Origin of the sequence: Pseudomonas flexibilis, assembly GCF_000802425.1 — a bacterium.
GTDB lineage: Bacteria > Pseudomonadota > Gammaproteobacteria > Pseudomonadales > Pseudomonadaceae > Serpens > Serpens flexibilis.
The window spans coordinates 219,636-233,096 of sequence record NZ_JRUD01000014.1; the positions used below are offsets into that span (position 1 = coordinate 219,636).

A 13,461-nucleotide genomic window follows, 5' to 3' on the forward strand; every position below is an offset into this window, starting at 1 on the left:
CCATCACACGGACTGGTTGAGGTACTGCATCATGCCCGAGCTGGCATCCAGCACCTTGGCGTTGGCCTCGTAGGCGCGCTGGATGGCGATCATCTGCACCATGGCTTCCACCACCTGGACGTTGGAGCCTTCCAGGGCGTACTGCTTGAGCTGGCCGAGGCCGTCGGTGCCGGCCACGCCTTCCACCGCCTCGCCGCTGGCGGCGGTTTCGCGGTAGAGGTTGCCGCCCAGGGCTTCCAGGCCGGCCGGATTGACGAAATTGACCAACAGGATCTGGCCCAGCTCTTCCTGCTGTCCCTGGGCATTGGTGATGGTCACGGTGCCGTCACTGCCCACGTTGAAATTGGTGCTGCCTTCGGGCACCACGATCTGATCGACCAGCGGCAGGCCCTGGGAATTGACCAGCAGACCCTCGGCATTCAGATGCAGTTGACCATTTTCGGTGTAGTAGGTCTCGCCATCAGCGCCTTCGACGCGGAAGAAGCCTCGACCGATGATGGCCAGGTCCATCGGCTGGCCAGTGGTCTGGATGTTGCCTTCGGTGAAGATCTTCTGGGTACCGACCACGCGTACGCCGTTGCCCAGCTGCAGGCCGGACGGCACGGTGTTGATCTGGTCCGCCTGGGCACCCGGCTGGACCTCGATGGAATAGAACAGGTCCTCGAAGACCGCGCGGTCGCTCTTGAAGCCCGTGGTGTTCACGTTGGCCAGGTTGTTGGCCACGGTGGTCATCGCCGTGTCCTGGGCGATCAGGCCGGTCTTGCTGACCCAGAGTGCTGAACTCATCTGTCGATCCTCTCTTCAAAGCCGCCCCGGCGTTACCGAAGCGGGGAAATCCGCTGCTCGTCCCCCTCTCCCATCAAGGGGAGAGAGGGGTTGCCGCTTAGCCGCGTAGCAACCGGTTGCCGGCCTCGGCCAGCGTGGTGGCGGCCTTCATCATCTTCACCTGGGTCTCGAACAGGCGGCTCAGGCTCATGGTGGAGACCAGTTCGTTGATCGCCGAGACGTTGCTGGACTCCAGGTAGCCGCTGGCCAGGGCCACGGTTTCACTGGCTTCCAGAGGCTCGTTGTCACGCGCCATCAGCAGGCCCTCGGGAGTCTTCACCAGGTCGACGCCCTGGCTGTCGACGCGCTTGAGGCGTCCAACCTCGACCATCAGGAAGTCGCCGCGCGGCAGCACGGAAACGGTGCCATCGCTGCCGATGTGCAGCTGGTCGTATTCGGGCAGCACCAACGGGCCACCCTCACCGAGCAGCACGCGGCCGCCAACGGTGAGCTGCATGTCGGCATCCACCTGCAGACTGCCCTGGCGGGTGTAGGCCTCGCCGGCACCGTGCTGCACCGCCAGCAGGCCCTGGCCCTGGATGGCCACGTCCAGTGCCCGGCCGGTGAAGTTCAGCGGGCCGGGGCTCAGGTCGACGCCGTTGTTCTCGACCCTGGCCATATGGCGGCTGTCGTAACCGTAGCCTTCCACCTGCACGGCGGCGGCGCGCTCCATGTCGGCGCGAAAGCCGGCGGTGTTGACGTTGGCCAGGTTGTTGGCGTGGATCTGCAGCGCCTGCATGCTGCGGTTGGCCGCAGTCATCGCCGTGTATCCGAGACGATCCATGGGTCAGCCGCCTTACATCGCGCTGAACAGGATCTGGTCGAGATCCTTCTGGGTGGAAATGACCTTGGTGTTGGCCTGGTAGTTGCGCTGGCCCTGCATCAGGCTCACCAGCTCCTCGGTCAGGTCGACGTTGGAGTTCTCCAGCGTGCCGGCATTCACCGTACCAAACTGGGCCACGCCAGGCGCGCCGGTCAGCGCGTCACCCGAATCGGTGGTGGCGGTCCAGGCGGTGCCACTGACGTTCTTCAGCCCTTCCGGGTTGATGAAGCTGGCCAGCACCACCTGCCCCTGCAGCTGGCTCTGGCCGTTGCTGTAGTTGACGAACACATTGCCCTTGCTGTCGATGCCGATGCCGGTCTGCTCGCCAGAGGTGTAGCCATTCGCCAGGTTGGTGGACACGCCGAAGTTGGTGCCGTACTGGGTGGTGCCGGTGTAGTCGATGGCGATGGTCTGAGCACTCGCCCCCGGCAGCACCGCCCCCGGAACGACGACGCTGGCGCCGGTCGCGCCGTTCAACATGCCATTCGTATCGAACGACAGGGCTTGCGTGCCTGCAGCCGCGCCGTCGACGTAGTAGTAGGCATCCCAGCCATTCGCACCATCGGTGACGAAGTACTGGGTCAGGGTGTGCTCCTTGCCCAGCGAGTCGTAGACCTTGGTGGTGTAAGTGGAGTTGTAGCTGTTGACGTTCGTCGGATCGAAGGGGATGGGCACACCAGCACCATCCACCGGCTGTTTCATGTTGGCATCCAGGTTCGCCACGAACTCCAGGCCAGTGGTTGCGCTGGCTGGCAAGGTTGCGGCCTTGATACGCAGGTCGCCCAGGCTACCGGTCATCAGGTTGCCGTCGGCGTCAGTCGGATAGCCCTGCAGCTTCTGGCCGGCCTTGTTGACGATGAAGTTGGCCGAGTCGGTGCCGAACACGCCGGCGCGGGTGTACTGGGTCTCGCCATTGGTGCCCTTGACGATGAAGAAACCGCCGCCGGAGATGGCCAGGTCCAGGGTGCGGCTGGTGTTGATCAGCGCGCCGCCCAGGCTGATGCTCTGGGTATTGCCCAGCACTTCCACCCCCATGGCCTGGGTGTCGGCGTACACGCTGCCGAACTCGGTGCGCGAGGACTTGAAGCCGGTGGTGCTGGAGTTGGCGATGTTGTTGCTGACGGTGTTCAGCTGTTCGGAGACGGCGTTCAGGCCGGTCAGGGCGATGTTGAAGCTCATGGTCTTCCCTCGATGATCAACAGGCTCAGCCGCGCTGGCCGAACTGGACGATTTGGTAGAACGGCACGCTGCCGATGCCGGCAATGTTCAGCACCGGGCCGCTGTCGCTGACGCGCACGTCGCTGACCTTGCCGGCCACCTGCAGGCGGGGCTCCTCACCGGTGGCGGTCTCGATGCGCACCTTGTAGGTGCCGGGCTTGAGGCCCAGGGCGGCGGGATCCAGCGCCACGTCGACGCGACCGGCATCCTGGCGACCCAGCGCCACCGAGGTCTCCACGCCGTTGGCGTCGGTCAGCCAGAGCACGGTATTGGTGGACGTGTGCTGCAGGTCGAACTGGGCGTCGACCTTGCCATCCAGCTCCAGGCTGTCGGTGTGCACGGTAACGTTCTGGCCGACCAGGCTGGCGGCGGTGAGCATCTGCAGGTTGTCGGCCAGCACCAGGCTACTCTGCTGCAGCTTGGTCATGTTCTCCAGGCTCTGCACCTGGGAGATGGTCGCGTACTGCTCGACGAACTGGGTGCTGTCCATCGGGTTGGTGGGATCCTGGTTCTGGATCTGCGCCACCATCAGCGTGATGAACTGATTGCTCAGTTGGCCGGCCTCGCTGACGCTGATGGTGTCATCCGGCAGCGCATACGGGTTCGAGTTATTGGTTACGCCACTGACACTCATCAGATTTCTCCCAGGCGCAGCAGGCTCTGCTGCATGCTTTTCAGGCGATTCAACACTTCGACGTTGGTTTCGAAGCTGCGGGTGGCCGACATCATGTCGGTCATTTCCTCGATCTGGTTGAGCGCCGGATAGAACACGTAACCATCGGCACCCGCCAGCGGATTGCCCGGTTCGTAGCGCTTGATGGGCTCGCGGCCGGTGGTCACCACGTCCAGCACCTGCACATGGGCGCCGCCCATGCCGACGCCGCGGGTCAGCTGATCGTTGTTGTAGATCGCGGCGAATACCGGACGCCGGGCGGCATAGACATCCTCGGGCGAGGCTGCAGCGGAGTCGATGTTGGCCAGGTTGCTGGCCACGGTATTCAGGCGCACGGTCTGTGCGTTCATGGCCGAACCGGCGATGCGGTAGATGGATTCAAATGCCATGATCAACGTCCCTCGATGGCTTGCTTGAGGCCGCTGAACTTCTGCGTCAGGAAGGTCAGGCTGGTCTGGAAGTCCATGGAGTTGCGCGAGAATTCGGCCTGCTCGACGCTCAGCTCCACCGTGTTGCCGTCCAGGGAGGCCTGGTAGGGCACGCGATACTTGAGGGGCGAATCGATTGTCAGGGCGCTGAATTCTTCACCGGCGTCCAGGCGGCGCATGGCACTGGCGAAATCGATATCGCGAGCCTGGAAACCAGGCGTATCCACGTTGGCCAGGTTGGCGGCGAGAATCTCGCTGCGCTGCATGCGCACCTGCAAGGCATGGGCATGCACACCGACCACGTCATCAATCCGTATACTCATGGGCAACCCCAAAAAACTGTCACTCCGCACGGAGTAGCAGCTTTTATGCCACTTAGCCATTACAGCATAGGTCTTTGATTTTGAAGGGTTTTTACGAAGTCAACGGAACAGCGAGAGGCGAATCGGCAGATGCCGCGACAGTAAAACGCCAGAGGGGAGGAAAGGCTTTTTCCGCCTGTGCCGGACTGCTGATGGCGCTCCAGGCGGGTACTGCGCAGGCCGCCACGGCCAGTTCACAAATCGATCAGGCCCTGCGCCAGCACCTGCAACCCCTGATGGAGCGCGAGGCCCGGCAGCTTGGCTGGCAGCAACCTCGCCTGAGCCTGGACATGAGCCTGCCGGCCCCGGTCGAGCGACTGCCGGCCTGCTCGCGGGAGCTGCAGGTGCAGAACCTATCCGGGCGCCAGGAGCTGCTCGCCCGGCAGCGCTTCCGCCTGAGCTGCCCACAGCCGCAATGGAGCCAGGATGTCACCGCCCAGGCCAACGTCAGCGTGCTGCTGCTGGTGGCAAGGCACATCCTGGACCGCGACCAGGCATTGTCCGCCGAGGATGTGAAGATCGAGCGCCAGCAGGTGGCCCGCCATGACCGCGGCTTCTTCAGCAAGGTCGAGCAGGTGACGGGAAAGACCGCCAAGCGCCGCATTCGCGCCGGCCAGATGCTCACCGCCGACCTGCTGGACGCGCCCCTGTGGGTGCGCCGCGGCCAGTCGGTGACCATCGTCGCTCGCCACGACGGCATCGAAGCCAGCACCCTGGGCGAAGCGCTGGCCAACGGCCGCGAAGGCGAGATCGTCCGGGTACGCAACCGCAGCAGCGAGAAGATCATCGACACCCAGGTGATCGGTGATGGGGTGGTGACCAGCACCTGGCGGTGAGGGCGCAACCCCGTGTCCGCCACCCATCAAGCGGCTAGCCTTTGCGCACCTGCTCCAGCAGCGCCTCACGCCAGCTCGCCTCGGCCGGCAGCGCCAGGAAATGCGGATTGAGGAACGCTTCGCGTGCCGGATAACGCAGCGGCTCGCCGCGCACATCCAGCACCGCGCCGCCGGCGCCTTCCAGCACGCCCTGGGCAGCGGCGGTGTCCCACTGCGAGGTGGGCGCCAGGCGCGGGTAGCAGTCGGCAGCACCCTCGGCGAGCAGGCAGAACTTCAGCGAACTGCCGACACTCGCCAATTCCAGCGTGCCGAAGTGCTGGCCGAGGGTGCCGAGCAAACGCTCCTGCTCCGGACTGGAATGCCGCCGGCTGGCCACCACGGTGAACCCCTCGAGCGGCGCATGTCGCACCCGAATCGCCTCGACCTGGCCGTTGCGCTGACGCCAGGCACCCAGGCAGGCGCCGCCGTAATAGCAGCGACCGTCCGCCGGCACGCCGACCACGCCGAACAGCACCTGCCCCCGCTCCACCAGCGCCACGTTGACGGTGAACTCGGTGCTGCCGGCAATGAATTCCTTGGTGCCATCCAGCGGGTCCACCAGCCACCAGCGATCCCAGCCGGCGCGCTCGGCCAGCGGAATCGCGCAGCTCTCTTCAGACAGGACTGGGATCTCGGCAGACAGCGCGGACAGCCCCTCGATCAGCACCCGGTTGGCAGCCAGGTCAGCGGCGGTCACCGGCGAATCGTCGGCCTTCTGCTCCACGGCCAGCTCCTGGCGCCAGAACGGCAGGATGGCCGCGCCGGCGCGCTCGACCAGCGCGATAACCGCTGGCAACAGGGCATGAATATTCAATTCGCTCACAGCACCAGCTCTCCGCGCTGGACCAGCAGATCGCGGGTCAGGTAGAGCGCCGCCAGGGCACGACCCTCGCTGAACTGCGGGTGCGCCACCAGGCTCGACAATTCACGCAGATTGACCCGGCTCACCGCCATCGGCTCGGGCTCGTCGCCGGGCAGGCGTTCCTCGTAAAGGTCGCGGGCCAACACCACGCGGATGCGCTGGTTCATGTAACCGGGTGACAGCGACAGGTCGGTGAGGTACTCCAGGCGCTCGGCACCGAAGCCAGCTTCTTCCTTGAGCTCGCGATTGGCGGCGTCGAGCACTTCCTCGCCGGGTTCGATCAGCCCCTTGGGCAGCGACAGCTGGTAGTCGTCGGTGCCGGCGCAGTATTCCTCCACCAGCAGCGCATGCTCGGCGTCGGCCATCGCTACCACCATGACTGCGCCATAGCCGGCCTTGCCCACCAGACGCTCGTACGTACGCTCCACCCCGTTGCTGAAGCGCAGCTGCAATTCCTCGACGGCAAACAACCGGCTGCGAGCGACAATCTCGCGGGCCAGCACGGCGGGTTTCTCTCGCATGGCATTCTCCGGAACGGGCATGCAGGTATCATAACCGCCTTTTTCCGCCGTACCGCGCCACAGATCGTGGCTGCCCGGAGTCTGCAATGTCCCTCCTGCCCTGGAACACCATCGATACCGTGCTGCTGGACATGGACGGCACCCTGCTGGACCTGCATTTCGACAATCATTTCTGGCTGGAACACCTGCCGCAGCGCTATGCCGAACGCCACGGCATCAGCCGCGCCATGGCGGACATGGAGCTGCAGCCGCTGTTCGCCCGCCACGCCGGCCAGTTGACGTGGTACTGCCTGGATTTCTGGAGTCGCGAGCTGGACCTGCCGATCGTCGAACTCAAGCGCGAGGTGGCGCACCTGATCAGCCTGCGCACCGACGCCGATACCTTCCTCGCCGCCCTGCGCCGTGCCGGCAAACGCGTGGCACTGATCACCAATGCGCACCGCGATTCGCTGTCGCTGAAACTGGAGCGCGTGGCGCTGGCACCCTACTTCGACCGGCTGATCAGCTCCCATGACTACGGCTTCCCCAAGGAAGACGCCCAGTTCTGGTACGCCCTGCAGGCGGATTTCGGCTTCGACCCGGCGCGCAGCCTGTTCATCGACGACAGCCTGGCGATCCTGCGCAGCGCCCGCGCCTACGGCATCGCCCACCTGCTGGCGGTGCGCCAGCCGGACAGCCGTCAGGGGGAACGGGACACCGCGGAGTTCGCCGCGCAGGAGGATTACCGGGCGCTGCTGGAAGGATTGACCATGTAGGGTGGTCAACGCTGCACGTTGGCCACCACGGCGGCCGGAAAGAACGCCGACCGCCCTCCGGCTCTGAACAGCCCGCGGACACCTCCGCCCCCACCGAGCGGCAGCGCGCACCCTGTGGAGCGAATTCATTCGCGGGCTATTGGGGCGCCCGGCTAGGGGCGCCCGGCGAAGGGCGCCCAATATGCCGCCTGAAAAACAAAGCCCCTGCGAGGCAGGGGCTTTTGTTCGAACTCAGCGGTTGCGGGTCAGCAACGCCGGCTTTTCACCGCGCGGCCGGCTGTCGGGCAACTCGTCCAGCTGTTCCAGGCTCGGCAGGCGCTCGCGGTGTTTGTGGATGATCACCGGTTGGCGCTCGGAACGGCGCGGCGTGGCCGACAACGGCGAGTCACTGCTGCCGCTGCTGCCATTGGGCGTCAACACGCGGCCGCTGCCCTGGGGCTTGCCGCGTCCGCCGGCGCCGCCTTTCTTGCGATTCTGGCCGCCGGCCGGCTTGCCGCCTGCGTTCGCACCCGCACCGCCGCGCGCCGGACGGGGGTTCCCCCCCGCATTGGCCTGACCGCCACGCCGGCCACGGCCGTTCTGCGCCTGGTTGGCCGGGGGCACGTAGTCAACGCGGTTGCCGAAGTTGTCGATCTCGTCGTCGAGGAACTCCTCCGGATCACGTTCCGGCGGCAATGCCGGGCGAATGGCCGCGCCGGCCGCCTGCTGGGGCTTGCCGCGGCCCTGACCGCCACGGGTACGACGGCCCTTGCCTGCGCCTTCGGTGGACGACCGCTGTTCGCCGCCGCGCCCCTCCGCAGGCTTCTTGCCGCCAGCCGCGCGGGCCGGTTTCTTCTCGCCACGACCGCCGGATTTCTGCTCGTCGTTGCGGCGGCCACGGCCCTGTGGCTGGCGGGGTTCGCGCACTTCCGGCGCTTCCGCTTCCAGGCTGGCCAGGTCGAAGCCCATCAGATCGCCGTCGGGGATGCGCTGCTTGGTCATGCGCTCGATGCTCTTGAGCAGCTTTTCCTCGTCCGGCGCCACCAGCGAAATGGCTTCACCGCTGCGCCCGGCCCGGCCGGTGCGGCCGATGCGGTGCACATAGTCTTCCTCGACGTTGGGCAGCTCGTAGTTGACCACGTGGGGCAACTGATCGATGTCCAGGCCGCGGGCGGCGATGTCGGTGGCCACCATCACGCGAATGGTGTTGGCCTTGAAGTCGGCCAGCGCCTTGGTGCGCGCGTTCTGGCTCTTGTTGCCGTGGATCGCGGCGGCGGAAAGGCCGTGCTTTTCCAGGTACTCGGCCAGGCGGTTGGCGCCGTGCTTGGTGCGGGTGAACACCAGCACCTGCTCCCAGGCGCCCAGGGTGATCAGGTGCGCCAGCAGTGCGCGCTTGTGGGTCGCTGGCACGCGGTAGACACGCTGCTCGATGCGCTCAACGGTGGTGTTCGGCGGGGTGACCTCGATGCGCTCGGGATCGTGCAGCAGCTTGCCGGCCAGGTTGATGATGTCCTGGGAGAAGGTCGCCGAGAACAGCAGGTTCTGGCGCTTGGCCGGCAGGCGGGCGAGGACCTTCTTCACGTCATGGATGAAGCCCATGTCGAGCATGCGGTCGGCCTCGTCGAGGACGAGGATTTCCACATGGGAGAGGTCGACGGCGCCCTGGCCGACCAGGTCGAGCAGACGACCGGGGCAGGCCACCAGGACGTCCAGCCCCTTGGCCAGTGCCTGGACCTGGGGATTCATGCCCACCCCGCCGAACACGCAGGCGCTCTTGAGGGGCAGGTCACGGGCATACAGCTTGAAGCTGTCATGCACCTGGGCGGCCAGCTCGCGGGTCGGCGCCAGCACCAGCACGCGCGGCTGCTTGGCGGCGTGGCGGTGGGCCTTGTCCGGGTGGCCACCCGGGAACAGCAATTCGAGTACGGGCAGCGCGAAACCGCCGGTTTTGCCGGTGCCCGTCTGGGCGGCAACCATCAGGTCGCGGCCTTGCAACACGGCGGGAATGGCCCGCTGTTGCACCGGAGTGGGCTGGGCGTAGCCAGCGGCCTCGACGGCGCCGGCCAGTGCCTCGGAGAGACCGAGGGAAGCAAAGGACATGGGTGATCCTGTCTGTATGTGGGGCTAAGCCCGATGAAAAGGACGCCTGGCATGAATCGTCATGGGAGGGAGACGATCCCGACCGGTACTGCCGACGTGAAGAGAGTCGGGGTCCGGGCGCGAGCCGGGGCGGACCGGGGGAGTGTATACCAGCGCGGAAGGTTGTGGTGCCGTTTTTTCTGACCGGGTCCACAGGGTGCGGGTTCCGTGGGCGGTCGCGCGGTATTCAGCCGAAGGGCTGGATTGAGGGCCGCTATCGCGGCCGAAGCCTCTCCTACAGGTCCACGGGCCGGTTCAGGAGCGGCTTCAGCCGCGAAAACCACGCAGGGGTCAGGGTCAGCGCGGCAGCTTGAGGTTGTTCCAGATCGCCAGGCTCGGCTCGGCCTGGTTCAGGGCATAGAAGTGCAGGCCCGGCGCGCCGCCGGCCAGCAGTTTCTCGCACATTTCGGTCACCACCTGCTCGCCGAACGCCTGGATGCTGGCCACGTCATCGCCGTAGGCTTCCAGCTGCTTGCGCACCCAGCGCGGGATTTCCGCACCGCAGGCATCCGAGAAGCGCGCCAGGCTGGTGTAGTTGGTGATCGGCATGATGCCCGGCACGATCGGCAGATCAACACCCTGCTTCTGCGCGCGCTCGACGAAATGGAAGTAGCTGTCGGCGTTGAAGAAGTACTGGGTGATGGCACTGTCGGCACCGGCCTGGGCCTTGCGCACGAAGTTCTTCAGGTCGTCCTCGAAATTGCGCGCCTGCGGATGCATTTCCGGATAGGCGGCGATTTCGATATGGAAGTGGTCACCGGTCTCGGCGCGGATGAACTCCACCAGCTCGTTGGCGTAGCGCAACTCGCCGCTGGCCAGGCCCATGCCGGACGGCAGGTCGCCGCGCAGGGCGACGATGCGGCGGATGCCGGCCTCCTTGTAGGTGTTGAGCAACGCACGCAGCTCGGCCTTGCTGTCGCCGACGCAGGACAAGTGGGGCGCGGTCGGCACGCCCACCTGGCGATCGAGGGTCAGCACGGTGTTCAGCGTGCCTTCGCGGGTCGAACCGCCGGCGCCGTAGGTGCAGGAGAAGAAGTCCGGTCGGCACTCGGCCAGACGGCGGGCAGTTACCAGCAGTTTTTCATGCCCGACTTCGGTCTTCGGCGGGAAGAACTCGAAGCTGTAGCGGCGTTCCTGGGACATGGAAAGAATCCTTGAATGCGCAGGGTGGAAAACGCGCGCAGCGCTTTCCACCGCCTGGGAACGGCAGGTGGAAAAGGCCGTTGGCCGCTTTCCACCCTACGGGATCAGTAGCGGTAGGTATCCGGCTTGAACGGACCTTCCACGGTTACGCCGATGTACTCGGCCTGCTTCGGGGTCAGACGGGTGATGACGCCGCCGAAACCCTTCACCATCTCCAGCGCCACTTCCTCATCCAGCTTCTTGGGCAGCACTTCGACGGTCAGGCGCTGGGCCTTCTGGTCGGCCGGCAGGTTGGCGAACTTCTGCTCGTACAGGTGGATCTGGGCCAGCACCTGGTTGGCGAACGAACCGTCCATGATGCGGCTCGGGTGGCCGGTGGCGTTGCCCAGGTTCACCAGACGGCCTTCGGCCAGCAGGATCAGGTAGTCGTCGTTGGTCGGGTCGATGGCCTTGCCGGTGCGGTGGATCTTGTGCACCTGCGGCTTGACCTCTTCCCAGCCCCAGTTGGCGCGCATGAAGGCGGTGTCGATCTCGTTGTCGAAGTGGCCGATGTTGCACACAACGGCGCGCTTCTTCAGGGCCTTGAGCATGCCGGCGTCGCAGACGTTGGTGTTGCCGGTGGTGGTGACGATCAGGTCGATCTTGCCCAGCAGCGCGGTGTCGATGCAGGCGTCGGTGCCGTCATTGATGCCGTTCTTGTAGGGGGAAACGAGCTCGAAGCCGTCCATGCAGGCCTGCATCGCGCAGATCGGGTCGACTTCCGAGACCTTGACGATCATGCCTTCCTGGCGCAGCGACTGGGCCGAGCCCTTGCCCACGTCGCCGTAGCCGATCACCAGCGCCTGCTTGCCGGACAGCAGGTGGTCGGTGCCGCGCTTGATGGCGTCGTTCAGGCTGTGGCGGCAACCGTACTTGTTGTCGTTCTTGCTCTTGGTCACCGAGTCGTTGACGTTGATCGCCGGGACTTTCAGGGTGCCGTTCTTGAGCATGTCCAGCAGACGGTGCACGCCGGTGGTGGTTTCCTCGGTGATGCCGTGGATCTTCTCCAGCATCTGCGGGTATTTCTTGTGCAGGATCTCGGTCAGGTCACCGCCGTCGTCCAGCACCATGTTGGCGTCCCACGGCTTGCCGTCCTTGAGGATGGTCTGCTCGATGCACCACTCGTACTCCTCCTCGGTCTCGCCCTTCCAGGCGAACACCGGGATGCCGGCGGCGGCGATGGCGGCGGCGGCCTGGTCCTGGGTGGAGAAGATGTTGCAGGACGACCAGCGCACTTCGGCGCCCAGGGCGATCAGCGTCTCGATCAGCACGCCGGTCTGGATGGTCATGTGGATGCAGCCGAGAATCTTGGCGCCCTTCAGCGGCTGGGAGGCGGCGTACTTGCGACGCAGGCCCATCAGGGCCGGCATCTCGGACTCGGCGATGATCAGTTCCTTGCGGCCCCAGTCGGCCAGGGAGATGTCGGCAACCTTGTAGTCGGTAAAGGTGGCAGGCGTCATGACAGCGCTCATTGAAGAGTCTCCATTCGTAGTGTGCGAATGGGCGCCGTTGATGCGTTCGGATAAACGCCCCGGTCGAGCCTGACGGGCTGCTCCATGCAAGAGCAGCCCGCTGCAGCGCCCCTCGACCGGGTGGCGGGCACGACCGGAGCGGAGCCGGCCGTGAAAAAGTTGCCGGCGATTATAGCGGCAGCACGGCCTCGACCCAACCCCGGCTGGCCGCGCCGGCGAACTCACCCCCGCGCGAAGGCTCGAAACAACGACCCCACCCTTCTGGAGGACGCCGCCATGCCCCGTCTGGCCCGGCTCGGCCTGTTGCTCGCCCCGCTCTATTGCGCGCCTGCCCTGGGCGCCGCCTGCTATGTAACGGAGGAAACCTCGGGGACCCTGCCGGATCCGGTGGTGCCTGCCAAGTGCTTCTATTTCGAAGGAATGGATGAAACCGATGCCATGCAGTGGGCTTGCCGCGACAAGGACGACGTCAGCCAGACCCACCGCGAACTGCGCCAGCAATGCCCGCCGCAACCCCAGGCGCGCTGCACGGCCCGCATGACGCCGGAAACCCTGGCCAACGAACAATCGTTCGGCCAGCGCGCCCCGGGAGAGGCCCTGCCCAGCACCCTGCCGGACGGCGCGCGGATCGTCACGCTCTACTACGAGGTCACCGACCAGGAGCAGGCGCGCATCGACTGCCAAACCCTCGGTGGCGACTGGGAACCGGCCCGGTAAAAGCCTGACATCATCCAGGGCTTTTCTTGCCCGGTGGGAGGGGGATAATCGCGGGCTGATTTTCCCAACCCCAAGGTTTCCCGATCATGACGTTGAAAGTTGTAGGCGTGGCGCTGCTCGCCGCCCTGGTGCTGTCCGGTTGCGAACGCATAGATCCGAATTCCCCGCTCGGCCAGCGCAAGGCCATCTTCAAGGACATGATGAAGACCAGCGAGGACCTCGGCGGCATGCTGCGCGGCCGGCTGGTATTCAACGAGGAAAAATTCGTCGCCGGCGCTGCCCACCTGGACACCATCAGCCGCCAGCCCTGGCAGCACTTCCCGCAGATCAAGGACAGCGACAAGACCTCGGCCCGCGACGATGTCTGGCAGCGCCAGGAACGCTTCGACGAACTGGCCCGCGCCCAGGAGGCCGCCACCGCCGCGCTGGTGGCCGCCACCGTAGCTCGCCCGCTGGAGCCCAAGGCGCTGGTCGCGCCGATGCAGCGCGTGGAAGACGCCTGCGAGAGCTGCCACAAGGAATTCCGGGCGTACTGATCCGGTATCTTCGATGGCCCGGGCCGGCTGCGGCCGGCCAGGTGCACGCCGAACCTAGAAGCTCGCGAATGAATTCCGCTTGTATGTTTGTGCC

The 13,461-nt window shown here is 65.6% G+C and carries 15 protein-coding genes and 1 riboswitch; of the genes, 4 read left to right on the forward strand and 11 right to left on the reverse strand.

The genetic code is table 11. The features are described 5' to 3' along the window. Window positions 1-3 precede the first annotated feature (3 nt). The 6 genes from flgG to flgB form a co-directional block, all read right to left on the reverse strand. Entirely contained in the window at window positions 4-786 is a 783-nt protein-coding gene (flgG, locus tag SF06_RS10340) for a flagellar basal-body rod protein FlgG (protein WP_027588867.1), read from the reverse strand. A gap of 97 nt (window positions 787-883) precedes the next feature. Next, a complete protein-coding gene (locus tag SF06_RS10345) occupies window positions 884-1,609 on the reverse strand; it encodes a flagellar basal body rod protein FlgF (protein WP_039561217.1) in 726 nt (241 codons plus the stop codon). Between the two features lie 12 nt (window positions 1,610-1,621). After that, window positions 1,622-2,827 (reverse strand): flagellar hook protein FlgE, encoded by a 1,206-nt coding sequence (gene flgE, locus SF06_RS10350; RefSeq protein WP_039561218.1) that lies wholly within the window; start codon window positions 2,825-2,827, stop codon window positions 1,622-1,624. Window positions 2,828-2,852: 25 nt separating this feature from the next. Then, window positions 2,853-3,500, reverse strand: coding sequence for a flagellar hook capping FlgD N-terminal domain-containing protein (locus tag SF06_RS10355; protein WP_039561219.1), 648 nt, complete (start codon window positions 3,498-3,500; stop codon window positions 2,853-2,855). Then, complete coding sequence (flgC, locus tag SF06_RS10360; protein WP_027588871.1) at window positions 3,500-3,928, reverse strand: flagellar basal body rod protein FlgC; 429 nt, start codon at window positions 3,926-3,928, stop codon at window positions 3,500-3,502. The genes SF06_RS10355 and flgC overlap by 1 nt, the downstream gene beginning before the upstream one ends. Before the next feature lie 2 nt (window positions 3,929-3,930). Continuing rightward, window positions 3,931-4,290 (reverse strand): flagellar basal body rod protein FlgB, encoded by a 360-nt coding sequence (gene flgB, locus SF06_RS10365; protein WP_027588872.1) that lies wholly within the window; start codon window positions 4,288-4,290, stop codon window positions 3,931-3,933. 191 nt (window positions 4,291-4,481) lie between these two features. Here flgB and flgA point away from each other — a divergent pair, with 191 nt between their 5' ends. Beyond that, window positions 4,482-5,165 carry a flagellar basal body P-ring formation chaperone FlgA gene (flgA, locus tag SF06_RS10370; protein ID WP_027588873.1) on the forward strand — a complete coding sequence of 228 codons (684 nt, stop codon included), beginning with the start codon at window positions 4,482-4,484 and terminating at the stop codon, window positions 5,163-5,165. A 34-nt stretch (window positions 5,166-5,199) separates the two neighbouring features. Here flgA and cysQ read toward each other — a convergent pair whose 3' ends face one another. Beyond that, window positions 5,200-6,027, reverse strand: coding sequence for a 3'(2'),5'-bisphosphate nucleotidase CysQ (cysQ, locus tag SF06_RS10375; protein WP_437123594.1), 828 nt, complete (start codon window positions 6,025-6,027; stop codon window positions 5,200-5,202). Beyond that, window positions 6,024-6,587, reverse strand: coding sequence for an ADP compounds hydrolase NudE (nudE, locus tag SF06_RS10380; protein WP_027588875.1), 564 nt, complete (start codon window positions 6,585-6,587; stop codon window positions 6,024-6,026). The genes cysQ and nudE overlap by 4 nt, the downstream gene beginning before the upstream one ends. A gap of 86 nt (window positions 6,588-6,673) precedes the next feature. On the opposite strand from nudE, the gene yrfG reads away from it, so the two are divergent. Beyond that, window positions 6,674-7,342 carry a GMP/IMP nucleotidase gene (gene yrfG / locus SF06_RS10385; protein ID WP_039561220.1) on the forward strand — a complete coding sequence of 223 codons (669 nt, stop codon included), beginning with the start codon at window positions 6,674-6,676 and terminating at the stop codon, window positions 7,340-7,342. Between the two features lie 231 nt (window positions 7,343-7,573). On the opposite strand, the gene rhlE2 is transcribed toward yrfG, so the two are convergent. The 3 genes from rhlE2 to ahcY all read right to left on the reverse strand — a co-directional run bounded on the left by rhlE2 (window position 7,574) and on the right by ahcY (window position 12,114). Next, window positions 7,574-9,421 (reverse strand): RNA helicase RhlE2, encoded by a 1,848-nt coding sequence (gene rhlE2, locus SF06_RS10390; protein ID WP_039561222.1) that lies wholly within the window; start codon window positions 9,419-9,421, stop codon window positions 7,574-7,576. Window positions 9,422-9,757: 336 nt separating this feature from the next. Beyond that, window positions 9,758-10,603: a methylenetetrahydrofolate reductase [NAD(P)H] gene (gene metF, locus SF06_RS10395; RefSeq protein ID WP_039561224.1), complete on the reverse strand. Its 846-nt coding sequence runs from the start codon at window positions 10,601-10,603 to the stop codon at window positions 9,758-9,760. 104 nt (window positions 10,604-10,707) lie between these two features. Next, window positions 10,708-12,114 carry an adenosylhomocysteinase gene (gene ahcY / locus SF06_RS10400; RefSeq protein ID WP_027588879.1) on the reverse strand — a complete coding sequence of 469 codons (1,407 nt, stop codon included), beginning with the start codon at window positions 12,112-12,114 and terminating at the stop codon, window positions 10,708-10,710. A 22-nt stretch (window positions 12,115-12,136) separates the two neighbouring features. Continuing rightward, a riboswitch (S-adenosyl-L-homocysteine riboswitch) is annotated at window positions 12,137-12,234 on the reverse strand. Between the two features lie 156 nt (window positions 12,235-12,390). On the opposite strand from ahcY, the gene SF06_RS10405 reads away from it, so the two are divergent. Continuing rightward, complete coding sequence (locus tag SF06_RS10405) at window positions 12,391-12,831, forward strand: hypothetical protein (RefSeq protein ID WP_037008325.1); 441 nt, start codon at window positions 12,391-12,393, stop codon at window positions 12,829-12,831. Between the two features lie 86 nt (window positions 12,832-12,917). Next, entirely contained in the window at window positions 12,918-13,367 is a 450-nt protein-coding gene (locus tag SF06_RS10410; protein WP_039561226.1) for a c-type cytochrome, read from the forward strand. The last annotated feature ends 94 nt before the right edge of the window (window positions 13,368-13,461 follow it).